At 64.5% G+C, this 21,883-nt stretch carries 20 protein-coding genes; 9 read left to right on the plus strand and 11 right to left on the minus strand.

The window, feature by feature from the left end; translation table 11 throughout:
• The first annotated feature begins 88 nt into the window (after window positions 1-88).
• Genes HWN72_RS26400 through HWN72_RS26415 form a run of 4 tightly spaced genes read left to right on the plus strand, consistent with a single transcriptional unit; the run spans window position 89 to window position 4,392 of the window.
• Entirely contained in the window at window positions 89-544 is a 456-nt protein-coding gene (locus HWN72_RS26400; RefSeq protein ID WP_211151801.1) for a (2Fe-2S)-binding protein, read from the plus strand.
• A complete protein-coding gene (locus tag HWN72_RS26405) occupies window positions 537-2,693 on the plus strand; it encodes a molybdopterin cofactor-binding domain-containing protein (RefSeq protein ID WP_289357677.1) in 2,157 nt (718 codons plus the stop codon). The genes HWN72_RS26400 and HWN72_RS26405 overlap by 8 nt, the downstream gene beginning before the upstream one ends.
• Window positions 2,690-4,024, plus strand: coding sequence for a cytochrome c (locus HWN72_RS26410; RefSeq protein WP_211151803.1), 1,335 nt, complete (start codon window positions 2,690-2,692; stop codon window positions 4,022-4,024). Before HWN72_RS26405 ends, HWN72_RS26410 begins: the two co-directional genes overlap by 4 nt.
• A gap of 20 nt (window positions 4,025-4,044) precedes the next feature.
• The gene (locus HWN72_RS26415; protein WP_289357678.1) at window positions 4,045-4,392 is read left to right on the plus strand and encodes a carboxymuconolactone decarboxylase family protein; all 348 of its coding nucleotides are present in this window, start codon (window positions 4,045-4,047) and stop codon (window positions 4,390-4,392) included.
• A 94-nt stretch (window positions 4,393-4,486) separates the two neighbouring features.
• Here the strand turns inward: HWN72_RS26415 and HWN72_RS26420 are convergent, their stop codons facing one another.
• Genes HWN72_RS26420 through HWN72_RS26435 form a run of 4 tightly spaced genes read right to left on the minus strand, consistent with a single transcriptional unit; the run spans window position 4,487 to window position 7,177 of the window.
• Complete coding sequence (locus HWN72_RS26420) at window positions 4,487-4,759, minus strand: hypothetical protein (protein ID WP_211151804.1); 273 nt, start codon at window positions 4,757-4,759, stop codon at window positions 4,487-4,489.
• A complete protein-coding gene (locus HWN72_RS26425; RefSeq protein ID WP_211151805.1) occupies window positions 4,756-5,526 on the minus strand; it encodes an SDR family oxidoreductase in 771 nt (256 codons plus the stop codon). Before HWN72_RS26425 ends, HWN72_RS26420 begins: the two co-directional genes overlap by 4 nt.
• A gap of 23 nt (window positions 5,527-5,549) precedes the next feature.
• Entirely contained in the window at window positions 5,550-6,395 is an 846-nt protein-coding gene (locus HWN72_RS26430; protein WP_211151806.1) for an alpha/beta fold hydrolase, read from the minus strand.
• Window positions 6,392-7,177 carry an SDR family oxidoreductase gene (locus HWN72_RS26435; RefSeq protein ID WP_248006367.1) on the minus strand — a complete coding sequence of 262 codons (786 nt, stop codon included), beginning with the start codon at window positions 7,175-7,177 and terminating at the stop codon, window positions 6,392-6,394. Before HWN72_RS26435 ends, HWN72_RS26430 begins: the two co-directional genes overlap by 4 nt.
• A 116-nt stretch (window positions 7,178-7,293) precedes the next feature.
• On the opposite strand from HWN72_RS26435, the gene HWN72_RS26440 reads away from it, so the two are divergent.
• The gene (locus tag HWN72_RS26440) at window positions 7,294-8,247 is read left to right on the plus strand and encodes a GlxA family transcriptional regulator (protein WP_211151808.1); all 954 of its coding nucleotides are present in this window, start codon (window positions 7,294-7,296) and stop codon (window positions 8,245-8,247) included.
• A gap of 449 nt (window positions 8,248-8,696) precedes the next feature.
• Here HWN72_RS26440 and HWN72_RS26445 read toward each other — a convergent pair whose 3' ends face one another.
• Complete coding sequence (locus HWN72_RS26445) at window positions 8,697-9,536, minus strand: alpha/beta fold hydrolase (protein WP_211151809.1); 840 nt, start codon at window positions 9,534-9,536, stop codon at window positions 8,697-8,699.
• A 256-nt stretch (window positions 9,537-9,792) separates the two neighbouring features.
• On the opposite strand from HWN72_RS26445, the gene HWN72_RS26450 reads away from it, so the two are divergent.
• Complete coding sequence (locus HWN72_RS26450) at window positions 9,793-10,512, plus strand: cysteine hydrolase (RefSeq protein WP_211151810.1); 720 nt, start codon at window positions 9,793-9,795, stop codon at window positions 10,510-10,512.
• A 140-nt stretch (window positions 10,513-10,652) separates the two neighbouring features.
• Complete coding sequence (locus HWN72_RS26455; protein ID WP_211151826.1) at window positions 10,653-11,483, plus strand: alpha/beta fold hydrolase; 831 nt, start codon at window positions 10,653-10,655, stop codon at window positions 11,481-11,483.
• A gap of 74 nt (window positions 11,484-11,557) precedes the next feature.
• Here the strand turns inward: HWN72_RS26455 and HWN72_RS26460 are convergent, their stop codons facing one another.
• Window positions 11,558-13,936: a PAS domain-containing protein gene (locus HWN72_RS26460; protein ID WP_211151811.1), complete on the minus strand. Its 2,379-nt coding sequence runs from the start codon at window positions 13,934-13,936 to the stop codon at window positions 11,558-11,560.
• Between the two features lie 324 nt (window positions 13,937-14,260).
• Between HWN72_RS26460 and HWN72_RS26465 the strand changes: the two genes are divergently transcribed.
• A complete protein-coding gene (locus HWN72_RS26465) occupies window positions 14,261-14,620 on the plus strand; it encodes a response regulator (RefSeq protein ID WP_211151812.1) in 360 nt (119 codons plus the stop codon).
• 79 nt (window positions 14,621-14,699) lie between these two features.
• On the opposite strand, the gene HWN72_RS26470 is transcribed toward HWN72_RS26465, so the two are convergent.
• From HWN72_RS26470 to HWN72_RS26490, 5 genes are all read right to left on the minus strand, one after another.
• The gene (locus tag HWN72_RS26470; RefSeq protein WP_211151813.1) at window positions 14,700-15,281 is read right to left on the minus strand and encodes a hypothetical protein; all 582 of its coding nucleotides are present in this window, start codon (window positions 15,279-15,281) and stop codon (window positions 14,700-14,702) included.
• Between the two features lie 214 nt (window positions 15,282-15,495).
• Window positions 15,496-17,085 carry a serine hydrolase gene (locus tag HWN72_RS26475; protein WP_211151814.1) on the minus strand — a complete coding sequence of 530 codons (1,590 nt, stop codon included), beginning with the start codon at window positions 17,083-17,085 and terminating at the stop codon, window positions 15,496-15,498.
• Window positions 17,086-17,497: 412 nt separating this feature from the next.
• Window positions 17,498-18,277, minus strand: coding sequence for an enoyl-CoA hydratase/isomerase family protein (locus HWN72_RS26480; RefSeq protein ID WP_211151815.1), 780 nt, complete (start codon window positions 18,275-18,277; stop codon window positions 17,498-17,500).
• A 180-nt stretch (window positions 18,278-18,457) separates the two neighbouring features.
• Entirely contained in the window at window positions 18,458-19,456 is a 999-nt protein-coding gene (gene tehA / locus HWN72_RS26485) for a dicarboxylate transporter/tellurite-resistance protein TehA (RefSeq protein ID WP_211151816.1), read from the minus strand.
• Between the two features lie 139 nt (window positions 19,457-19,595).
• Window positions 19,596-20,120, minus strand: coding sequence for a PaaI family thioesterase (locus HWN72_RS26490; protein ID WP_211151817.1), 525 nt, complete (start codon window positions 20,118-20,120; stop codon window positions 19,596-19,598).
• Window positions 20,121-20,334: 214 nt separating this feature from the next.
• Between HWN72_RS26490 and HWN72_RS26495 the strand changes: the two genes are divergently transcribed.
• Complete coding sequence (locus HWN72_RS26495; RefSeq protein WP_211151818.1) at window positions 20,335-21,789, plus strand: catalase; 1,455 nt, start codon at window positions 20,335-20,337, stop codon at window positions 21,787-21,789.
• Window positions 21,790-21,883: the final 94 nt, after the last annotated feature.

The raw sequence follows: 21,883 nt of genomic DNA on the forward strand, positions 1-21,883 counted from the left end.
CCCCGCGAAGTGAGGCCATGGCCATACCGAGGTATGTCTGTGCCCCTCGGCTAAGGCAAGGCAACCTCCTCCCTGCAGGGAGGACGGCATGTTCGAAGTCACGATAAATGGAGAGAGGCGCAAGGCGCAGGTGGACGGCGACACCCCGCTGCTCTGGGTCCTGCGTGACATTCTAGGACTGACCGGCACGAAGTTCGGCTGCGGGATCGCCCAGTGTGGAGCCTGCACCGTGCACATCGACGGAAGCCCGGTCCGCTCCTGCAGGCTGCCGGTCAGTGCGGTGGGCGCGCGGGCGGTGACGACCATCGAAGGCGTAGGCGCCACTCCGGTCGGAGCGAAGGTCCAGAAGGCCTGGCTCGATCTCGAAGTCATCCAGTGCGGCTACTGCCAGTCGGGGCAGATCATGTCCGCAGTAGCGCTCCTCGAAGCCAACCCGACGCCAAACGACGACGCGATCGACGCGGCCATGTCGGGCAACATCTGCCGCTGCGGAACCTATGTCCGCATCCGGGAAGGCATCAAGCGGGCCGCAAGCGGTGGCTGAGCTGTCCGTCTCCCGGCGCGACGCCCTCCGCGCAGCCGCCGCAGGCGGCGTCGCCCTCCTTCTCGGCGTGAACCTGCGCAGCGCCAGCATCGCCGCAATCTCGGACGGGACGTCGGCCACCTTCGCTCCGGACGCGTTCATCCGCATCTCGTCCGACGGTCGCGCCACGCTCATCATGCCCCAGACCGAGATGGGACAGGGCATATACACCGCCCTGTCCATGCTCATCGCCGAGGAACTGGACCTACCGCTCGACGAGGTGACGCTCGAAGAAGCGCCGCCGAACGACAAGCTCTACGGGAACCCAATCTTCAAGGTGCAGGCGACTGGCGGATCCACATCCGTGCGTGGCTACTGGTTGCCTCTTCGAACGGTCGGCGCCAGCGCACGCGCCATGCTAGTCAGCGCCGCTGCTCGCCGCTGGCGGGTCGCCCCTTCAAGCTGCCGGACCGAGGCCGGCGAGGTCATCCACGACGCAAGCGGACGACGAGGCTCATACGGCTCGCTCGCCGCCTCGGCGATGCGGGAGCTTGCGCCCTCCGATCCACCGCTGAAGAAGCCCGAAGACTTCCGGATCATCGGGCGTTCGCACCGGCGCCTCGACACCCGCCCTAAGACCGATGGCTCGCTGCGCTACGGCATCGACGCAATGCCCGAAGGCGTCCGCTTCGCCAGCCTTGCCTGCGCGCCCGTTCTCGGCGGCAGCGTGGAAAGCGTAGACGATAGCCAGGCGCGAAATCTTCCCGGCGTAAGCCAGATCATCGTCCTCGAAGACATTGTCGCCGTCGTGGCCGACACGAGTTGGGGCGCGATGCGGGCGCTCGCCGCGATGGACATCACGTGGCGCGACGGCGAGTTCGGTTCGCTTTCAACCGAGACGCTCCGGAACGCTCTGATCGACGCCGGACGCACCGAGGGCAATGTCGCCGTCGACACGGGAGCCAGACCCAAGCTCTCCGGCGAAGGGGTCATCTCGGAATTCTACGAGCTTCCGCTTCTCGCCCACGCGCCGATGGAGCCGATGAACTGCACCGTCCACGTGACCGCGAACATCTGCGAGGTATGGGTTGGCACGCAGGTCATGACGATGGCCCAGCGCGCCGCGGCCGAAGAGACCGGGCTGCCAACGGAGAAGGTCGTCGTCCACAACCATCTGATCGGGGGTGGCTTCGGCAGGCGCCTCGAGGTGGACGGCATCCGCAAGGCCGTCCGTATCGCCCGGCATGTCGATGGACCGGTGAAGGTGGTCTGGTCTCGCGAGGAGGACGTCGCCCGCGCGCCCTATCGATCGCTGTATGGCAGCTGGATGCAGGCACGTCTCGAGGACGGCAAGGTCGTCGCTTGGGGCCACAAGGTCGCGGGACCGACGGTCGTCGGGCGCTGGCTCCCACCTGCCTTTGACGGAAAGGTGGACAACGATGCCGTAGATGGTGCCGCAGAGACGCCCTACGACCTTCCAGCGAACTACGTCACCTGGGTGCGGCACGAACCGAAGGGGATAACCACAGCCTTTTGGCGAGGCGTCGGTCCGAACATGAACGTGTTCGCCACGGAGAGCTTCGTCGACCGCGTCGCCCATGAGGCCGGGCGCAGCCCGCTGGATTTCCGCCGATCGATCATCGGCAAGCAGGCCCGTGCCCGCGCAGTCCTCGATCTGGCGGCCGAGAAGGCGGGTTGGGACAATCCCCTTCCCCACCGGCAAGGCCGAGGCATCAGCCTGCAATTCGCCTTCGGCACCTACCTGTGCACCATCGCCGAGGTGGCGGTGGACGATGATGGCGCGGTGAGGGTCGTTCGCATGACCACCGCCGTCGATTGCGGAACACCGGTGAATCCCGATGGCATCGTCTCGCAGATCCAGGGCGGACTTGTCTTCGGGCTTTCCGCGGCCCTTCACGGCCGCATCACGATCGCGAACGGCCGCACTGAGCAGAGCAACTTCCACGACTACCTCGTCGTCAGGATGAACGAGACGCCGCGGATCGAAGTCCATGTCGTTCGGAACGCGGAAGCCCCGGGGGGCATCGGGGAGCCAGGCACCGTGTCGGTCCAGGCCGCCGTGGCGAACGCGATCCTCGCCGCGACCGGTGTCCACCTGACGAGGATGCCGATCGACCAGTCCCTGCTCGTCAAGGGAGCCCGGACATGATCGGCCGGCACCGGAACTGGCTGCTCCTCGGCGGTGCGGCCCTGATCCTCGCTGCGGTGGTCGCCTGGAGGCTTCTCTTCCTGCCGGATGCGCTCGACTTCGCCGGCGGGACGCGGGTCTCGCTGGAGGACTACGGTCGGGCGGGCATCACCGGCGTCCCGGAGGATCTCGCCAAGGCCGCCCCTCTCGCCAGGGGAGAGTATCTCGCCGAGGCGGCCGACTGCGCAGCGTGCCATACCGCGAAAGGCGGCAAGCCCTTCGCAGGGGGCCGGCCCTTCAAGCTCCCGTTCGGCACCATCTACACCCCGAACATCACACCCGACCGGGAGACCGGGATCGGTGCATGGACGAACGCGGAGTTCCTTCGTGCCGTTCACAAGGGCGTCGGACGGAATGGTGAGCGACTCTATCCGGCGTTTCCTTACGCCTCCTACACGATGCTGACGGACGCCGACGTCCTCGCGATCAGGAAGTATCTCGGGTCGCTGCCCGCCGTGCGGCAGGCCAATATCCCGAACACCTTCGCGTTCCCTTTCAATCAGCGCTGGCTAATGGCGATATGGGGTGCGTTCTTCAATTCCGACCGGCGCTTCGAGCCAGTGAGGGAACGCAGCGCCCAATGGAATCGCGGCGCCTATCTGGTCGAGGCCGCCGGCCACTGCGGGGAGTGCCATACGCCACGCACGCTCATGCAGGCGATGGACACGCGGCATAAGTTCGCGGGCGGCCAAGCCGAAGGCTGGAATGCCTACAACATCACCGGCGATCGCCTGAGCGGCATAGGACAATGGACCGACGCCGAGCTGACCCAGTATCTCGCGAAAGGCCACGCGGAGGGACGCGGGGTCGCCTCGGGACCGATGGCCGAGGCCGTCGCACTCAGCACCAGCCGCCTCACCCGCGCCGACATCGCCGCGATGGTCTCGTACCTGCGCACCATCCCGCCAATACGCACCAAGGCATCTCCTGCGATGGCCGGTCCCGCGCCGGCCGCCGCAAACGCCGGGCCGAGCGACAACACACCGGGCAAGCGCATCTTCGAGGGTGCCTGCGCGAGCTGCCACGCCTGGTCCGGTCAGGGTGCGATCACCAGCGATCAGCAACTCACTGGAAACCGCGCCGTCAACGACGGTTCGGCGTCCAACGTTGCGATGATGATCCTGCACGGGACCGGCGGGTCACCCGAACGGCCCGGCGCCTACATGCCGGCCTTCGCGTCCGCCTACAGCGACGCCGAGATCGCCAACGTGGCGAACTACGTCACCGCGCGCTTCGGCGCGAAGCCTTCCCGCATCACCGCGGCCGATGTGAAGCGGATGCGCGAGGAATAGTTCTTAGAAGGAGAATGAGAATGCACATGATGGACTGGAACGGATATCGCGACCAGGTGCTCGCCGGCGTCGGCGGCCTGGGCAAGCTCACGCCGGACACGACGCGAGGCTATGCCATGCTCGGTGGCGCCGGCGCGAAGACCGGCCACCTCGATCCCAAGACGCGCGAGCTCATCGCCGTCGCGTGCGCCATCACGCTGCGCTGCGACGGGTGCATCACCGTTCACACGAAGGCGGCCCGCGAAGCCGGAGCGACCGAGGAGGAGCTTGCCGAGGCCCTAGGCGTGGCGATCTCGCTGAACGCTGGCGCGGGCCTCGTATATTCCACGCGCGCAATGGACGCGTTCGCGGCATCGGCCGAGGGGTGAAACGGATGCGGTCGGGAGCATGGCCCCCGACCGCAGTCCGATTGAGAACATGATCTCTCGGATCAATGCCGACGGTGGCGAAAGACGGTCGACCTCAATGCCGCAGATGCGGTCGCGCGGACTGATGCGAAGCCGGCGACTTCAGGATGATCGGTGCCATCGTCAGAGACGTCAGACACGCTAGGATCATGGCGACCGCGCGGTCGGCGATCTCGGGCACCATTGCGAAGTAGACGATCAGTGCCACGATCAAGAGCGTGGAGCAGGCACCGAGGTGCCTGCTCCAGTTTCGATCGGCGGCTGTCGGCGCCCCTCCGGCATTGCCGCTCTCAGGCAGCACGTCCGAGGAGGGCGCCAGCCGCTTCACGCTGCCGCCGCCGTCGGGATCGGGTTCTCGATCATCGCTGCGTTGAAGCCGTTCACCACCGCATGCTCGCCCGAGCCGGGATTGTCGCGGAACGCTTGGATGGAATCGACGATGATCTCCTCGTCATCGGACGACAGCTTCGCCATCGTCTCCGCGATGAAGGCTTCGAGCGGCATCGCGCGCGGGTCACCGCTCTTCACGATCAGGTCGGTGTCGACCCAAGGCGGCGCGATCTCCTGCACCCGGACGGAGGTGTCGCGGAGCATGAAGCGCTGCGACATGGTGAAGCTATGCAGCGCAGCCTTGCTCGCCGAGTAGACCGCGTTTCCGGCGAGCGGGACATACGCCAGCACCGACGTATTGTTGATGATGACACTGCGCGGCTGCGCCTTCAGATGCTCGATCAGCGCCGAGGTCATCCGGATCGGCCCGAGCAGGTTCGTCGTCACGATCTGCTGGCTGACGGAATCGTCCATCGCGGTCGACGCATCGTCGAATGGCATGATGCCCGCGTTGTTGACGAGGACGTTCAGCGCCGGGAACTTGGCGATCAGTTCGGCCGCGGCCGCCTCGATGCTGGCGGGATCGCTGATGTCGAGGCGGATGGCTGCCATGCCGGGATTTGCGGCGGTCACCTCGTCCAAAAGCGCTTGGCGGCGGCCGGCGATGATCACCTGATTGCCCTTGGCATGGAAAGCCTCAGCCAGCGCTCGTCCGATGCCCGACGTGGCGCCGGTGATGAGAATAGTGTTGTCAGTCAGTTGCATTGCTCTTCTCCGAAAAAGATGGATCAGTCGATTTGTCCGCCAGTGCGGATCCAGGCAGAGACGAGGGATGAGTATTCCTCCGCTGCATCCTCCCAGACGAAGTGGCCGCTCTTCAGGATCTCGTGCCTGCAGTGAGGGATAAGCCGTTCGAGCAACGCCCCGTTGGACGGCGGCACGAGCGGATCGTCGCTTCCTGAGATGACCAGCACGGGAGTTCGGATCTCACCAGCGAAGCCCTGCAGGACCGGAAGATCGCGCGGATATGCCCGGACGTATTCCGCAGCCTCGCGATACCGCCCGTGGGCTGAGGACAGCCTGTAGTCCTCCATGACCTCGGGCGAAGGCTCGGACGCGCTCAGCGACCTGATAACCTGAACGATCGCCGCGGCGTCCTCTCCGACCTCGAGACCGGAGACCGGCCCCTCGATGAGCCCTCGAAGTCGTTCGCCGACGAGCGCCATGTCTGTACCGCCGCTACCGACCGTTATCGTGGCAAACAGCTCCGGCGCCTCATGTGCCGCGAAAAGCAGTGCTGGCGTGCCGACGTCGGGGCCAACGCCATGGCAGCGTTCAATCCGGAGGTGATCCAGCAGACGCACAACCAGGCTGCCCATTCCGGACGGGGAGAGCGCGAGCGAACTCGCGTTCGAACGACCGAAACCCGGTAGGTCCACCGCGATCAGGGGACCAAGCTCCGCCAAGGCATCCCAGACGAAGCGGAAGGCGAGGACGCTCTGAGGCCAGGGGCTCGTCAGTAGGATGGGCACACCACCCTCAGCTCCGCCCTTGATAAATCGAACCGAAAGCCCCTCGAAATCGATGGTCTCCGGTGCCGGCATCCCGGCGACACCCTCGCCCGACGCCATCATGCAATCTCCGTCACATAGCGGCTGCCGGGGCGCGCGTGGGCGAGATCCCCGGCGATGCGGCGGCGAAGCGCCTCGTATTCGTCCCACAGGGCACCATCCTGCAGCGGCGGGATCGTCACAACTTCGCCCAGATCAAGGCCAGCGAGGGCTGCGTCCACCATCCGTTCGACCGGCATTGCCAGCGGACTGTTGGCGTAGTCGCCAGCGCCGGCGATCCCCCAGAACTCGGTCGCCGTTCCACCCGGCAAGACCGCCTGGATGCGCACGCCCTTATCGGCGAGCTCGTGCTGGAGCGATTGGGTGAAAGCGAGAACGAACGCCTTAGTGCCGCCATACACGCCGTTAAGGATCTCGGGGCCGATCGCGACGATCGACGAGATATTGATGATGGTGCCGGCGCCGCGAACGACAAATGCCGGGGCTGCCGCGTAGGCCAGACGCATCGGCGCGGTGACGTTCAGGTCGACCATCAGCTCCATGCGCTCGACATCGGAGTTGAGAAGCGGCGTGACGCCACCGAAGCCAGCGTTGTTCACCAGCATGGTGATCGAGGCATTGTCCCGCAGGACCTGCTCGACCCGGAACAGATCGTCACGATCCGAGAGATCCGCTGCGAGAACGTTCACCGCCCTGCTCGTCTCATCGCTGATCCGCTTCGCCACCGCCTGCAGGCGGTCGGCGTTGCGCGCCACCAGGATCAGATCATATCCGCGCTTCGCGAGACGGTCAGCGTAGATCGCGCCGATCCCGCTCGATGCGCCCGTCACCAGCGCCGTACCCATGCTGCTCATCAGAACCTCCTTCGAACCGCATCGTGCGGCTGAGTGCTAATTAGGATTGTCGGGTCGCGTCCGAAATGACATAGAAACGACAGATCAGGACATTCGGACGGAATCACATGCGCAAGGTCGGCTTCGTCATCCACCCGGGCTACTCCCCCATCACGCTCGCCATCTCGACCGTGTTCGAGATCGCGAACCTTCAGGACAGCACGCCGGTCTACGACGTCGTGATGCTCTCGGCTGGCGGAGGACCCGTTCGGACATCGGTCGGGTTCGAGGTCATGACGACGCGCTTCTCCGGAGATCAGCTCGACCTGCTGGTCGTCGGGGGCAGCATGGAGGAAGCCACGCCCGAGGTGGTCGAGTTCGTCCGCCGTTCGCCCGGCTTCGCCCGCCGCATAGCAGCCCCATGCATCGGAGCGCTGGTCCTCGCCGAGGCGGGCCTGCTTGATGGACGACGGGCGACGACGCACTGGATGTATGCGCGCGCGATGGCGGAGAAGTATCCTAGGATACGGGTCGAGGAGGACCGCATATTCATCGCCGACGGGCCGGTCTGGACGTCCGCCGGAATGTCCGCAGGCATCGATCTCGCGCTCGCTCTCGTCGAGGAGGATCTCGGCCTCGACGCGGCGCGGCAGGTCGCGCGCAAGATGGTCGTCTACCATCGCCGCAGCGGCGGTCAGTCCCAGTTCTCCACTCTGCTGGAGCTCGAGCCGAAGTCCGACAGAATCCAGGCGGTCATGACCTTCGCGCGGCGAAACCTCACCAGCCGACTTTCGGTCGAGGATCTGGCGGAGGTTGCCCATCTCTCCCCGCGCCAGTTCAGCCGCGCGTTCCAAACGGAGACTGGCCAGTCGCCCGCCAAAGCCGTGGAAAACCTTCGCCTCGAAGCTGCCCGGACGTTGATGGAGGACAGCAGCCACTCCATCGACGTGGTGGCACAGCAGACTGGCTTCGCGGATCGCGATCGGATGCGGCGCGCTTTCCTGCGCGCGTTTGGTCAGCCCCCGCAAGTCATCCGGCGCGCTGCCAGGGGCTTCGCTTCGGCCGACCTCTTGGACGCTTGACCAGCGATGTCGCATTTCAGGGCCGAAGCAAGATGCTGACGAGCAGCATCGTAAGCAGGCCGAGCGACCCGACCGACATCCGGAGAAATGTCTGCGAAAGGTATATTCCACGGAAGCTCATCTCGTACCTCGCGATGGGGCGCCGGGCCGACCTGCTGCGGGGGGCGATGCAGCTTGGGGGGAGGGATTGGCCGGCCCGGACAAGCTGAATATCCCGGTTCTACCTGAGACTGGACAGCTGTCCCCCAGTCTGGCGCCCCTGTGCTTTGGTAGGCATTCGAGCGACGCATCGCAGTTCACGATGACACCGCACATGTGTTTGCGCCGAAGGAGATCGCCCGGCACCGCTGAGCGGAGTCGTTTACAGGTCCGATCACGAAAAGGGCCCGGGATTGGCCCAGGCCCTTCCGCCGCATATCATGCGGGAGCCGGCGATCGCCGTCCGCCGGCTACTGTTCAGCTGTTAGAAACAGCTTCGCGTGCTTTAGGAACAGCTCTGGATGCTGGAACTGGGCCGCATGCCCCGCATCAGGATAGATGATCAGCTGCGCGTCGGGAATATGCTGCTGGAGATGGAAGGAATTGATCGTCGGCAGCATGACGTCATTGGTGCCGTTCACGACCAGCGTCGGCATCGTGATCGCCGCCAGATCGGCGAACCGCTCGCCATGCGGTTCGAGCCAGTCACGCCCGGCGAGCGCCTGCGACATGATGCTCTCGGGCTTGGTCGGCGGATCGCGGTCCTCGCTCCGCTCCATCCGACGCTCCCAGAACGCGCGTCCGGCCGCCTTTCCCGTCTCCGAATGCCCGAAGAACAACCACAGGAAGTCGTCGACGCTGGCGTTCCCGGTCGCCCGCTGACGCACCTCCTCCATGTAGGGGGATGGCTCGCCGCCACGCGGGCTGGTGCCGCAGAGGATGAGCTTCTTGAGGCGCCTGGCGTTGGCCTTTGCGAAGGCCTGCGCCACCATGCCTCCGATGGAAAACCCCAAGAGGTAGAAGGTGTCGAGGCCGAGCGCATCGACGAATTCGACGATGCTCGCAGCCATGCCCTCGATCGTCTGCGGCGTGGTGCCGACCGAACCGCCAATACCCGGGACGTCGACCAGGATGACCTCGCGCTCCTCGGCAAGACCGTTCGTCAGGATAGGATCCCAGTGGTCGAGCCCGCCGGTGAAGTGCTGGAGCAGCACGATCTGTCCACCAGATGCGTTGCCGAAGCGCCGGAATGCGAACTTGGTCGGTCCTGCTTCGACATACTGCGTGAGTGCGGTTTGATGATTTGCCATGGCGGTTCTCCTTCGCGTGAAGAACTGACGCTCAGCACCGGATAGAGCGATACCTACGTTGGTGTGGGGAGGGCCATCTCATCGGCGGTGCCGTGCGCGAAACCCGGCTCGCACGAGACGTGTCCTATCCATCCTTGTCTGCATCGCTACGGCAAGGCGAACAGACCTTGGTATGTGATCGCGCAGTCCCTCGTACGATGGCGGCGCTGCGCTGCAACGCGCATCCTGACATCTACAAACCTTCACGAGGAACGCGATGTCCTACACGCCCAGCAACCCGGCCTACGCCGACCCGTCCGACCCCGCGCTTCCCCCGAGCAGCTTCGTCTTCGACAAGCGCAAGGCCGCGCTCGTCATCACCGATCCGCAGATCGATTTCCTCGGTGAGGACGGTGCCGCCTATGCAGTGTTCTCGGAGAGCATCGCCGAGCAGGGGACCGTTCCGAACCTCCGCCGCCTGATGACCGCGGCACGCGATGCCGGAATGCCGATCATCATCTCGCCGCACTACTACTATCCGCATGACGACCGATGGCGGTTCAACGCGCCGGGCGAGGCGCTCATGCACATGCTCGGCATGTTCAAGCGCGACGATCCCCTGTCCGTCGACGGGTTCGAAGGTTCCGGTGCCGACTGGCTCCCGACCCTGAAGGACGTGATCGAGGACGGACGGACGATCGTCTGCTCGCCGCACAAGATCGCCGGCCCGCAGACCAACGACACCCTCTTCCAGCTGCGCAAGACCGGGGCCACCCAGGTCATCCTCGCCGGGATGGCGGCCAACTTTTGCGTCGAATCCCATCTGCGCGATTTCGTCGAGCATGGCCTCGAGGTGGTCGTGGTCAGGGACGCGACCGCCGGGAGCAAGATTCCGGAGGGCGACGCCTATGCGGCGGCGCTCCTCAACTTCCGCTGGTTCGCCAACGCACTCTGGTCGACCGACGAAACGGTCGCGACGCTGGGCGAAGCATCATGAGCGGGCTGCCGACCTCCGGCTGGTCGCCGGACACCACCCGGCGCGAACTACTTGGCGGCATGGCCGCCCTCGGCCTCGTGGCAACCCTTCCCGCCTGTTCCATCGCCGGCAATTCCACAGACGCCAAAGGAGACAAGACCATGGCAACCTTCACCACCAAGGACGGCACCGAGATCTTCTACAAGGACTGGGGTCCGAAGGACGCCCAACCGATCTTCTTCCATCACGGCTGGCCGCTGTCGTCGGACGACTGGGACAACCAGATGCTCTACTTCCTCGGCAAAGGCTTTCGGGTCGTCTCGCACGATCGTCGCGGCCACGGTCGCTCGACGCAGACCGACACCGGGAATGACATGGACACCTACGTGGCCGACGTCATCGAGCTGACCGACAAGCTCGACCTCAAGAACGCCGTCCACATCGGCCACTCGACTGGCGGCGGCGAAGCCTGCCGCTACGCGGCCCGGGCCAAGGCCGGCCGCGTCGCCAAGGTGGTTCTGGCCGGCGCCGTGCCCCCCATCATGGTGAAGTCGGACAAGAACCCCGGCGGCAGCCCGATGGAGGTGTTCGATGGCTATCGCACCGCCCTCGCCGCTAACCGCGCGCAGCTCTATCTCGATATCGCCAGCGGCCCCTTCTACGGCTTCAACCGCCCGGGTGCGCAGGTGATCCAGGGCACGATCCAGAACTGGTGGCGGCAGGGCATGATGGGTGGCGCAAAGGCGCACTACGACTGCATCAAGGTCTTCTCGGAAACCGACTTCACGGAAGACCTCAAGGCGATCCAGGTCCCGACGTTTGTGATCCACGGAGACGACGATCAGGTCGTGCCGATCGCCGACGCCGCGCTCCTGGCGGTCAAGCTGCTCAAGAAGGGCGAGCTGAAGGTCTACAAGGGCTACCCGCACGGCATGCTGACGGTTCACGCAGACGTCCTGAACCCCGACATCCTCGCCTTCATCAAGGCCTGACCGCTCCGGGCCGTCGGCCCGGCACCATCTCAAGCGCAGCGCCTCCGAGGAACCCCTCGGGGGCGTTGCCGCGTCTAAGCCACCGATGCGGCTTCATCCTCCGTCGTGGCGATCGGAAGGTCGAAGGAGAAGCAGGCTCCGCCACCGGGGATATTCGCTACCGTCAACTGGCCGCCCATCGACTCGATCGCACTCCGGCAGATCTGCAGACCCATCCCGATGCCGGTCGCCTTCGTCGTGAAGAAGGGATCGAACAGTTTCTCCAGGTTCGCATCCGGTATGCCCGGCCCGGTGTCGGTGACGCGCGCGCGAACCGTATCCACCTCCTCCATGAGTTCGATCCCGATCCGTCTTGGCCCACTCTGATCCCGCATCGCGTCGATAGCGTTCGTCACGAGGTTCACCAGGATCTGCTGCAGTTCCACAGGGTCCCCCTTTATCGTCGGGATCTCGCTCTCACTCGATATCTCCAGTCTAGCGTCCGCAAGCGCAAGATCGTGCGCCAGCAACTCGCGCGTTTCCTCCGCAAGACGCAGCAGGTCGACGTCCTGCACCGCCCTTCGACCGGCAACGATGTTCTCACGGGTGCGCTGGACTATTCTGGCGACGCGCTGTGCGGTCCGCTCCACGCGCTGCAGAATGTTCGCGACCTTCTCGATGTCCGGACCGTCGCGAAGGGCGAGCCGGAGCCCCGTCTGCGCGTCGATCAGTATCGACGCGATCGGCTGGTTCAGCTCGTGCGCGATGGAGGCCGAGAGAGCGCCAACCGTCGCGACGCGGTTCGCTCGCGCAAGCTCGGACTGCGCGGCCCTCCGCATCTCCTCGATGCGCATCTGATCCGTGAGGTCGACCTGGCTCGCGAGGTGCAGACCATCAGGAAGCCTCGTGACGTTGTAGTAGACGGGGATGCGTTTGCCCCCCTTGCCCACGAGAACCGCCGGTCCATCGATGTGGTCGATCCCATTGAAATACATCTCGAGCTGCCTGAGCAGGAGCTCGGCGCCGTCCTCGGCCAGCTCCGCCGGCGGATGCGAGGTGAGATCGACGGCATCGTCGTAACCGAGTAGCCGGGCCATGGCCTCGTTGACCCGGACGATCCTGATCATGGCGAGCGTCTCGGCGAGCGCATCCGGATGGATCGACATGTAGGCGCGAAGATCCGTCACCCCTTCCGCCTTCAGGGCGTCGATACGCCGCTCGGCCGCGCTGAAGTCGACCTCTGCGAAGCTCATGTTGCTGACGTCGAAGAGCCCCGCGTAGCGTCGTTCGGTCCGGAGCAATTCGGAGGTGCGTTCGGATACGCGCTGTTCAAGCGTCTCGTTCAGCTCTCGTACCTTCTGGTGCGCACTCACCTCGTCATGGATGTCGGAGACGCCGCCATAGTAGCGGATCTCGTCGGATCCGTCCGCGATCGGCACCGGCCGGCCCACGAGCGACATCCAACGGTAGGTGCCGTTGGCGTGCCTCAGCCTGAACGTCTCCCGCAACTCCTTCCCCGCAGAGAAGGACTTCTCAAGGTTGGCAAGATAAGCTGCGCGATCATCCGGATGGAAATCCTCGATCCAGTCCTGCTTCGCGATGACGGCGTTGAGGTCCCTGCCGGTCACCTCCGTGAATCGCTCGTTGTAGAAGTCGACGTTGGCCTGCCGGTCCGCGCGCCAGAGTATCTGCGGGACCGAGTTCGTGAAGTTTACGAGCTCCCTCCGGCTCTCCTCCAGCTCTGCCCTCACCTTCTGGAGCTGCTCCTTCGCAATAACCTCGTTGTGGACGTCCGACAGCCCTCCAAACCTCTCGACCTGTCCGCTCAGCGGCGAATAGGCCGGATTGTCGTAGATCTGCATCCAGCGATACGATCCGTCCGCCTGGCGCACGCGGACCTTCAGGTCGGTCACGGTCCGCGTCGCCACCGCCTTTGACACCGTCTCGTTGAGAATTGGAATGTCGTCAGGGTGAACCACGTCGTTGTAGCGCTGCCCTTCAAGGACAGATACGCGGTCGAGGCCGGTCACCGTCGTCCAGCTCTGGTTGAGATACTCGATCTCGCCCTGCGGGTTCGATCTCCAGAGCACGAAGGGAACGGAGTTGGCGAAGAGTTCGACCTCCGACCTGCTACGCTCGAGGTCGCGCTTGATCGTCTCAAGGCGCTTGCGGCTGACCAGTAGCGCGGCCGTCACACTGATCGCGGTGCATCCGACAACGCACCGCAGCGCGCTTGCGACCGAGGGGTCAGCCGAGTGTCCGATGAACCAGGCGAGGATCGCGAGAGCGACGCAGATCTGCGCGGCGCGGACCACCGCCTTCGCGTTGGCCGCGAACGAAACAAGGACCAGCACGGCGAGGTAGAGGACGGATATCGCGAAGTCATACCGAGCGACGGTGTCCACCCAGAAGACGATGCCCGCCAGAAGCGCGGCAGCGCCCAGGATCGCGTTAGATTTCAGCCGATCGCTCATGCCCCACCGGATAGTTGCTCGTCGCACTGACGCTGCGCGCCCGCGCTTTGCATAGCGCATCCTTCGAAACGCGTCGCATAATCAATGTCGGGGACGCAACGAGCTAGCCCTTTAGCTTTAAGCAAAGTGCAGCCTGGTCAATGCGATGAGCGGGACGCAGAACCTTAAGCGGCATCTTCGTCTGACGGAAAAGTAGGTCGGCAGCGTGTCGAACCGTCCCAACGCTCTTGCCAACTCGAGACCTGTCCCCGATCACCGGGATACCGAGACAGCGGCGTCCCGCCCGAAATTTATCTGAGAGCCGAATCATTGCCGCGCAAATGCATGGAGCGCCCTTCACTGATCGCCGTCGTCGATGACGATGAAGACCTCCGCACGGCGCTCGGTGATCTGCTCGAGAGCATCGGGTACGCAGCGAGGATGTATGAGAATGCCGACGCGCTCATCACGAGTGGAGAAGTCGGCATCTTCGACTGTATCGTCAGCGACATTCAGATGAAGGGCACATCGGGTCTTCAGCTCGCACGCACAGTGCGCGAGAGCGACGTTCCGATAATCCTGATCACAGCCTTCCCGACGCCGGAGGTCCAGCAGCAGGCGCAGGCGGCAGGCGTGCGTCGGCTCTTCATAAAGCCTTTCAACTCGCAGGCGCTAATCGACGATCTGATGAGCTTGTTCGGCTAAGGTCGAGGCGCGCGCACCGATGCACGCGCGTCTAGCTGATCAATCCGAGGCCAGGAGCATTCACCCTCGGAGGTAAGGCCTAGGCTGCCTTGGCGTAGGTGAAGCCGGCCGCCTGCAGCTCGACGAGATAGGCAACCACGCTCGGGACGAGGACCACGTCCTCGATGAGGTTGTTCGTCAGGTCGGCAGCCACAACGTCTGCGTTGCCGGTCCCCGCCTTGGCCACCACGCCGCGAGCGATGGCGTGAATGGAGTCATGGCAGGCGACCATGACGGCGCCTCGCCGCTGCAGGGTCCGGATATTCGTGTTGCCGACGCCATAGAAGCCGTCGACCTTCTGACGGTCATCTCCAGGAGAAACCCCAGCGCGCTCGGCGACAAAAGTATTTCCGGTGATCTTCCCCCCGGCATTCATCGCCAGTCCGTATCTGTCCCACATGCTCTGGTCGAACAGTGTGAGATGGGCGGTTCCGTGGACCGCCCCCACGGCGAGGAAGTCGGGATGGCGGTGGGCGAAGACCTGTCCGTTCATCGACTCTCGCACCAGGTTTAGCCACGCCGACGAGATCTCTGACGCCTCCCACATCTGCTTCCGGTCGCCGCGGTACCCCAGCAGGATCTCGGAAGCCTCATGGTCCCAGAGGTCGTTGCGGTCGATCATGAAGGGAACCCTGTCGAAGCCTCTGCGGCGAGGCGCCGCCGCAAGCCTGCGGGTTAATTCAGCCAAGGCACCCGCCCCAGATGCCAGAGCATCCGGTGACCGGGGCACCTGTTGAGCGAATGTGGCTCCAGGTAGCGCCGCCAGCGCGGCGGCCCCGCCAAGGAACGCAAATGCACGGCGTCGATCGAACGAATGGTCCAGCACCGCCACGGCCTCAGTAGACATAGACGTTCGCCGCGCGGCGGGCGACACCGTCCATGAACATGGACATCGCGCCGATCGTGGCGGCGTCCTTGATGTCATATCGGGCGGTGAGCGTGTCGAGGTTCGGATAGCCAACCCACGTCCGACCGCGGGCATCCTCCCAGACGATCATCCTGAGCGGAAGATCGAGGCCGATCGCCTGCGTCTCGTTCATCAGCTTCGTGCCAACCTTGGGGTTGCCGAAGGTGATGACGGTCGTCGGCCGGAGCTGGAGGTCTGCACCGCGCGCGTTCGCGGCGTGATCGACGGTGGCGAAGACGGGGACCTTCGCTTCGCTCAGCGCATCGCGGATCCGCGCGATCGTTTCGGCCGAACCGAACTTGCTTTCCTGCACGACCATCTGCGCCTGATCGACGCCCGGCCCGAGATCGGCCTTGTAGGCTTGGGCGATCTGGCGCGCGAGAACCGTGAGGTCCACACCCTCCTTGTTCGTCAGCAAGGTCACGCAGACGAGCTCGTCCGACGCCGTGAAGCGGCTGAGGTAGGAGCTGAAACCAGGCGAGTCGCCCTTCACCTCCATGAAGCCGGGATGGTGCGTGAACTCCCAGCCGAGCATCGCCGGCACGACGGTTCCATTAGCGAGCTTGGTCGGCATGTAGACGACATCGCGATCAGCGAGTTCCTTGATCAGCGTCGAGCCTGCAAGGCCGATGTCCCACTTGCTGATATCCTCTGCTGAAGACCAGAGGTCGCCGAAGCCCAGCAGGTTGGACGACGCCTCTGGCGCGACGCGCGTCATCTGGCCGCCGACCATGCGATAGCCGGTCGCTGGCTCGACGGGGTTGATAAAGGGCTCCTCCGACTTGAAGCGCGAGTGCTGGTTGTCTCCCGAGTGCGATGCTGGGCGATCGATGCGGGCGCGCGACGCGAACTCGTCGGCGAACATCGTGCTCTCCAGATGCATCGGGTCGATCTGATGCCGGCGGACGAACTCGCGATAGGGCATGCCGCTGGCATGTTCGATGACAAGCGCAAGGAGCGTCGCATCCGTCGCACTGAGCGACACCTGCGTGCCGCTCCTGAAGCGCAGCGGTTCGGCCCGCACCAGATCGAGAAGCTCCTCGGGCTTGTAGCGCTTCGCGTCCTCGAGATGAGGGCGATAGTCGGGGATACCGGAGCTGTGCTGCATGAGCTGGAGAAGCGTGACGCGGCTCCACGCCGCAGGCTGGCCGGGGACATGCCGCGATACGGGATCGCTGAGATTGAGCTTACCCGCCTCCTTCAGCTGCATCACCGCGACGGCGGTGAAGGCCTGCGTCACCGGACCGATGTTCCACATCGTCTTGGTCGACGCGAGTTCGTCCAGGTCGAGGCTGGTTTTGCCGTATCCGGCAGACCGCGGAATGTAGGGTGCCTGCACGATCGCCATGGAGAGGCCCGGCAGCTTGTGCTTCTCGATGAAGTCGGCGACCAGCTTGTCGATCGTCTCGCCGTAAGTTGCGAGGCGGTAGTCGCCCCGCACGATCGGCAGCGCCGGCGCCGGCGCGGTCTGCGCGACGGCCAGCATCGGGATCGACGCGGCGGTTGCCGCAAGAAGCATCAACCTTGAAAATCGACCGAGGCGCATGATGAGAATTCCCTACCTGTTGTCGGCGCATCTGCGCCGGGAGTGACTGGACGCCACATTCGCAACCGACGCGCCGGTGAGCCATTGGACGGTCGGCGAGTTCGCCCCAGACTTCGGTAGGTTCGATTCCGACCCGGGTCGGTGGTCGCGGCCGATACATACGGGCTGGAAGCGGGCGGACTTCAGGGCCGGCAGAACCAGCAACGACAATATCGCTAGCTTTCAGACCCGCGCGACTGCCGTCCCTAGGCTCCATCGCCCCGATACATGCCAGTGCCCCCTTCTCGGGGACACCCGCACCAGTCCGCGTGTTGATCTCTGCGAGTCGTGCGAATACCAAGGCAGGGGCCGGCCCATGCCGCTCCTGAAACAGGAGCCCAGGAGCTCAGCTCCCCTTGAAATCAAAGGCCGGTCGGGCCTTTCCGAGTTTGAACGCATCGACCGAGGCTGGGAGGGCAAGCCTGACATCGTCGGTTTCAAAAAGGGGAAGTGAGATATCTGCCATGGCCTCATCGGCCGCAGACACGCCACCCGTCGCCCAAATACGCATTAGCGCCTTGTGCGCCGCGTGGGCGCGTGTCGGACCGGCCGACAGCTTCGTCGCGAATGCCCTCGCCTCCTCGCGGAGCGCCTCGTCGGCGACGACGCGGTTGACGACGCCATGCTGCGCCATGACCTGCGAAGGAACCTGCTCCGAGGTCAGGGCCCACTCCATGGCCTTGGATCGGCCCGCCCTCTCAGCCACCCGATAGACTCCGCCGAGCAGCGTCACGATCGCAAGCGATTGCTCAGGATGACCGAAGCGGGCGTTCTCCGCCGCGAATATAACGTCGGCTCGAATCGCAAGCTCCAACCCTCCGCCGAGGCAATGCCCTTGAACGGACGCCACGGTCGGTATCGCCATGCGTTCGAACCGATTGAAAGCCTGCATGAACCTCTCGAGCAAGCCACGTAGCTCGTGTGCGCTGAGATCCGGCCAGGGAACGATGTCGCCTCCGAAGCTGAAGTCCGGACCATCCGCCTGCAACAGCAGCGCGCGGGCGTTGCTGTTGGTGACCGCTGATAGAGCGGCATCGAGTTCGTCCAACATCTGGGGTGAAAGGCGGTTCTGTTGACCGTTGGACAAGGTGATGACCGCGACCGGCCCGTCGATAGAATAGTTCAAGTGAGTCACTCTGGTCCTCCTGAGCCGGAAACGTCCGCACCCCGATCGACCACCGTGGCGGTAGACGCTCGCCGTTGGCCGAGACGAGACACTGGCAAGTTGGAAACGGGGAAACCATGCGACGGTCTGCGGGGCCGGGCTAGACATCGGTAGGGGAGCGTGCAACTCGGGTCGGGGGTCTCAGCGAGCCGACGTCGGTTGGACATCCGGTCCGGAGATCGGCGGCAGCAGGCGTCCCGTGAACAATTGACGCAACGTTCCGATCGCGATTCCCAGAACCACGATATTCGCAAGTGCGAAGACGACCGGGGAGAGCGTGGCGATCGCGCCGCCGTGGTCCGCAGGCGCCAACCGCACCATCGCCCCGGCGAGTGCCGTGGCACCGAATGTGAAGGCCCAGTAGCTCGCGCCGAAAGGCTGCTCCGAAATCCAACGCGACATCCGAAGGAGCAGAGCGGCCTGCAGCAATGCGTATCCGATGAGCAGATGCGCCACCAGATCGGGCGCTCCTTGACCAACCGACAGATAGCTCACGGCTCCGACAGCCGGAGGCGCTAGCTGAATGCCCATCGTAGGTCGTAATGCCGGTGGCATCGGCTCCGCCGTGTAGAGCCGGAGCAGGATCACGGACTCCACCGCGAGCCAAGTGAAGAATCCGGCGCCAAAGGCCAACTGCCCCCAATCGCGCCACCCCAGGGCGGAGGCGACGGTCGCGCCGACGAACCCGCCGGCGACCATCGGGAGGTACAGGACGGGCGTCGTCGCCGCGTCCGCACGTCCACCCCGCCACAGGAGACCAGTTCGCCACAGTGCGAAGCACACGGTGAAGCCCGCACCGAGAAGGAAAAGGCCGATCGCCAGCGAGCGTGAACTGGGCAGCACGCCCTGGGCAATCAGAAGCGTACTCACGCCGGCCAGGCCGATGAAGCAGCATTGCACAGGATGCTTCGCCTCTTCCGCGACGATTGCGGGAGTGACCACCCACTTCAGACCATAAAGCACGGCAACAGCTGCCCACGCGACGATCGCGCAGATGAGGATCACCTCGGCGATTGCCACCGGCAGTCCCCAGGCGGCATGTGCAGCCCGCCACGCGTTCGACAGCCCCGCAAGACCGAGGACGATGCCGAAGAACGATGCGGGAACACGTGGCAAAGTCCGCGAGACCGCCTGAGCCATGAGATTATCCTTCCTATGAGGCGGCGAGAGCTCGAACCTTCAAACGTGCTCCACACATGCCTGAGCGCGCTCAACATGGCCGGTCCGGATCATCACGCCTATCTGGACGCTGGTATGGTGTCGGCAGGGCGCGCCGCGCTCAGCCGCGTGACGCCACGACCGAGAAATTGCCGACGGCGTGGGCGACCAGGCTGTCGCCGACATCCCTTACCTCTCCGGTCACGTAGATCATCCGTCGACCCGCGTTGACGACCCGACCAATCGCGGTCACCGGCGAACTCCGGGGCGTGACCGGACGGAGGTAGGTGATCGTCAGATCCAACGTCACGATCCCACTGCCGACCGGAAGGGTCGTGTGCGCCGCACATCCCATCGCGGTGTCGAGAATGGTGGCGGTAGCACCGCCATGGACCATGCCCATCGTGTTCTCGATCGACGCGTCGTGATCCATGACCATGGCGACTTCGCCATGCTCTGCGGCGGTGCACCTGAAGCCGACCAGCCTCGCCATGGGCGGCGGCGGCAGCGTTCCATCGCGTATGCCCTGCATGATCTGAAGCCCCGAAAGCCCTGCGACCAGGGCCGGGACACTTCCGGCGTCGTGCCAGACTACGCTACGCTCCCGTCGCGCCTCGGGCGGCACCTGGAAATCTGGGATAAGCATTGGAAGAATGTCCCTCTTTGCAGCGAGAACGCGGCTAGCTCCCCCGTGCACCGCCGCCTGACGATTCACGGGACGATCGCAGGTATGCGGTAGCGGACGGCTGATGACCCTACATACCTTCGTAGGGCATGCACTCCACCCATGGTCACTGCCTGTGCGGCCGTCCCACCTCTACCCTCGCCGAGAACAAATCATCGGAACGAGGGAATACGATATGTCGCGGACCGACCTGACCACTGCTGCGGGCACTCCCGTCATCGACAACGTCAACATCATGACCGCAGGAACGCGCGGGCCGGCGCTGCTGCAGGACGTCTGGCTGATCGAGAAGCTGGCCCACTTCGACCGCGAGGTGATCCCGGAGCGCCGCATGCATGCCAAGGGGTCGGGCGCCTTCGGGACCTTCACGGTTACGCATGACATCTCGCGTTTCACCAAGGCTAAGATCTTCTCGGAGATCGGCAAGGAGACGCCGCTGTTCATGCGCTTCTCGACGGTGGCCGGCGAGCGCGGCGCGGCCGACGCCGAGCGGGACATCCGCGGCTTCGCGGTCAAGTTCTACACCGAGGAGGGCAACTGGGATGTGGTCGGCAACAACACTCCCGTGTTCTTCTTCCGCGATCCGCTGCGCTTCCCTGACCTCAACCACGTGGTGAAGCGTGATCCGCGCACCGGCCTTCGCAGCGCTCAGAACAACTGGGACTTCTGGAGCCTGCTCCCCGAGGCGCTACACCAGGTCACCATCGTGATGTCCGAGCGCGGCATCCCCCGCGACTTCCGCCACATGCACGGCTTCGGCAGCCACACTTACAGCATGATCGATGCGGACAATCGCCGCGTCTGGGTCAAATTCCACTTCCGCTGCCGACAGGGGATCGAGAACCTGACGGACGCCGAGGCCGAGGCCATCGTCGGAAAGGACCGTGAGAGCAGCGGGCGCGACCTTCTCGAGGCCATCGACCGCGGCGAATTCCCCCGCTGGCAGCTCAGCATCCAGGTGATGACGGAGGATCAGGCGCGGCAGCACCGACACAACCCCTTCGACCTCACCAAGGTATGGCCCAAGGGCGAATATCCGCTCATCCCGGTCGGAGAGGTCGAGCTCAACCGGAACCCTGAGAACTTCTTCGCCGACGTTGAGCAGGCCGCCTTCTCGCCCGCCAACATTGTTCCCGGCATCGGCTTCTCGCCCGACAAGATGCTTCAGGCCCGCCTCTTCTCCTACGGCGACGCCGCCCGCTACCGGCTTGGCGTGAACCACCATTCCATCCCGGTAAACGCGCCCAAGTGCCCATTCCACAGCTATCACCGCGATGGCCAAATGCGCGTGGACGGCAACCTCGGTGCCGCCACACCCTATTGGCCCAACAGCACCGGCATGTGGGCGGACCACCCTGAACTCAAGGAAACCCCACTGCAGATCGGCGATCTCGCCGACCACTGGGACCATCGCGTCGACGAGGACTATTACGAGCAGCCCGGCATACTGTTCAGGAACATGTCGCCGGCGCAGCAGGATGCCCTTTTCGGCAATACCGCGCGAGCGATCAGCGGAGTAACCCTGGAGGTCCAAATGCGCCACGTCGAGAACTGCAGACGTGCCGATCCCGACTACGGAGCCGGCGTTGCGCACGCACTTGGTCTGCAACTGGATCAGGCTGCCGAGTGACTGATTTCGGAAGATACACGAGGGCCAAGTCGAGCCGTGGGTTCGAGCGATCTTCTGCAGCTCAGAACAACTGACTTTTTAGCAAGGCGACACC

Source organism: Novosphingobium sp. HR1a (assembly GCF_015594425.1).
Classification (GTDB): Bacteria; Pseudomonadota; Alphaproteobacteria; order Sphingomonadales; family Sphingomonadaceae; genus Novosphingobium; species Novosphingobium resinovorum_A.

Bases quoted from the DNA above. Each gene is read 5' to 3' on its own strand.
- HWN72_RS26400 (WP_211151801.1), top strand. From the start codon at position 89: ATGTTCGAAGTCACGATAAATGGAGAGAGGCGCAAGGCGCAGGTGGAC.
- HWN72_RS26410 (WP_211151803.1), top strand. From the start codon at position 2,690: ATGATCGGCCGGCACCGGAACTGGCTGCTCCTCGGCGGTGCGGCCCTG.
- HWN72_RS26415 (WP_289357678.1), top strand. From the start codon at position 4,045: ATGCACATGATGGACTGGAACGGATATCGCGACCAGGTGCTCGCCGGC.
- HWN72_RS26425 (WP_211151805.1), bottom strand. From the start codon at position 5,526: ATGCAACTGACTGACAACACTATTCTCATCACCGGCGCCACGTCGGGC.
- HWN72_RS26430 (WP_211151806.1), bottom strand. From the start codon at position 6,395: ATGATGGCGTCGGGCGAGGGTGTCGCCGGGATGCCGGCACCGGAGACC.
- HWN72_RS26435 (WP_248006367.1), bottom strand. From the start codon at position 7,177: ATGGGTACGGCGCTGGTGACGGGCGCATCGAGCGGGATCGGCGCGATC.
- HWN72_RS26440 (WP_211151808.1), top strand. From the start codon at position 7,294: ATGCGCAAGGTCGGCTTCGTCATCCACCCGGGCTACTCCCCCATCACG.
- HWN72_RS26445 (WP_211151809.1), bottom strand. From the start codon at position 9,536: ATGGCAAATCATCAAACCGCACTCACGCAGTATGTCGAAGCAGGACCG.
- HWN72_RS26450 (WP_211151810.1), top strand. From the start codon at position 9,793: ATGTCCTACACGCCCAGCAACCCGGCCTACGCCGACCCGTCCGACCCC.
- HWN72_RS26455 (WP_211151826.1), top strand. From the start codon at position 10,653: ATGGCAACCTTCACCACCAAGGACGGCACCGAGATCTTCTACAAGGAC.
- HWN72_RS26460 (WP_211151811.1), bottom strand. From the start codon at position 13,936: ATGAGCGATCGGCTGAAATCTAACGCGATCCTGGGCGCTGCCGCGCTT.
- HWN72_RS26465 (WP_211151812.1), top strand. From the start codon at position 14,261: ATGGAGCGCCCTTCACTGATCGCCGTCGTCGATGACGATGAAGACCTC.
- HWN72_RS26470 (WP_211151813.1), bottom strand. From the start codon at position 15,281: ATGATCGACCGCAACGACCTCTGGGACCATGAGGCTTCCGAGATCCTG.
- HWN72_RS26475 (WP_211151814.1), bottom strand. From the start codon at position 17,085: ATGCTTCTTGCGGCAACCGCCGCGTCGATCCCGATGCTGGCCGTCGCG.
- tehA (WP_211151816.1), bottom strand. From the start codon at position 19,456: ATGGCTCAGGCGGTCTCGCGGACTTTGCCACGTGTTCCCGCATCGTTC.
- HWN72_RS26490 (WP_211151817.1), bottom strand. From the start codon at position 20,120: ATGCTTATCCCAGATTTCCAGGTGCCGCCCGAGGCGCGACGGGAGCGT.
- HWN72_RS26495 (WP_211151818.1), top strand. From the start codon at position 20,335: ATGTCGCGGACCGACCTGACCACTGCTGCGGGCACTCCCGTCATCGAC.